The sequence below is a fragment of the Brevibacterium sp. Mu109 genome (genome assembly GCF_900169375.1).
Taxonomy (GTDB): domain Bacteria; phylum Actinomycetota; class Actinomycetes; order Actinomycetales; family Brevibacteriaceae; genus Brevibacterium; species Brevibacterium yomogidense_A.
This window is the reverse complement of sequence record NZ_FXZF01000121.1, coordinates 1-1,044: the sequence shown is the minus strand read 5'-3', so window position 1 is coordinate 1,044 and position 1,044 is coordinate 1. Positions and strand designations below refer to the sequence as shown.

The following is a 1,044-nucleotide window of genomic DNA, read 5'->3' as shown; positions in this document are numbered from 1 at the left end:
CAGGACGACTCCGACGACGACGATGGCCGCGAGTGCCACCGCTGCCGTCGAATTGGTGAGGAAATCGAGGAAACGCTTCACGAATCCAAGCGTACTGTTTCCGCCTCCAGATATCGTGCAAGCAGGTGACATATAGTGTGCGTGAAATTGCTCGGTTCGAACGGGAGTGTGCGGGTGAAGGTTTCGGTCATCGGTTGTGGGTACCTGGGAGCCGTGCACGCGGCCGCGATGGCGTCGGATGTCCACGAGGCCAAGGTCAGCGCCCTGCGCGAGGGCAGGCCCCCGTTCTTCGAACCCGGCCTCGCCGACCTGTTGCTCGAAGCCCAGGACAAGGGCAGCCTCGACTTCACCACCGACATCGCCGATGCCGCCGAGGCGCGCGTGCACTTCGTGTGCGTGGGCACCCCGCAGAAGCCCGGCGAGTTCGCCGCCGACGTCACCTATGTCGATGCGGCTGTGGATGCGCTGCTGCCGCACCTGCAGCCCGGGGCGGTCGTCGTCGGCAAGTCTACGGTGCCCGTGGGCACTGCCGGTCGCCTCGCCGGACTCGTCGAACCCGCCGGGGGAGTCCTCATGTGGAACCCCGAGTTCCTCCGCGAGGGCCACGCCGTCGAGGACACGCTCCACCCGAACCGTCTCGTCTACGGTGTCGCCGACGGGCAAGCCGGGGAGACGGCCACTGAGGCCCTCGACGAGGTCTACGCCTCGATGCTCGAAGCCGACACTCCGCGCCTGGTCGCCGACTTCGCGACCGCCGAGCTCGTCAAGACCGCGGCGAACTCGTTCCTTGCCACGAAGATCTCGTTCATCAACGCGATGGCCGAACTCTGCGAGACCTCCGGTGCCGATGTCACGCTCCTTGCCGATGCGATCGGGATGGATGACCGGATCGGTCGGAAGTTCCTCAACGCGGGTCTCGGCTTCGGCGGCGGGTGCCTGCCCAAGGACATCCGCGCGTTCATGGCCCGTGCCGGTGAGCTCGGTGCCGATCAGGCGGTGGCGTTCCTCAGGGAGATCGACTCGATCAACATGCGTCGGCGGGTG

The 1,044-nt window shown here is 66.5% G+C and carries 1 protein-coding gene; it reads left to right on the top strand.

The features are described from left to right. Positions 1-174: 174 nt before the first annotated feature. On the top strand, positions 175-1,044 hold an 870-nt coding region (locus BSP109_RS16805; protein ID WP_146001238.1), incomplete at its 3' end, for a UDP-glucose/GDP-mannose dehydrogenase family protein.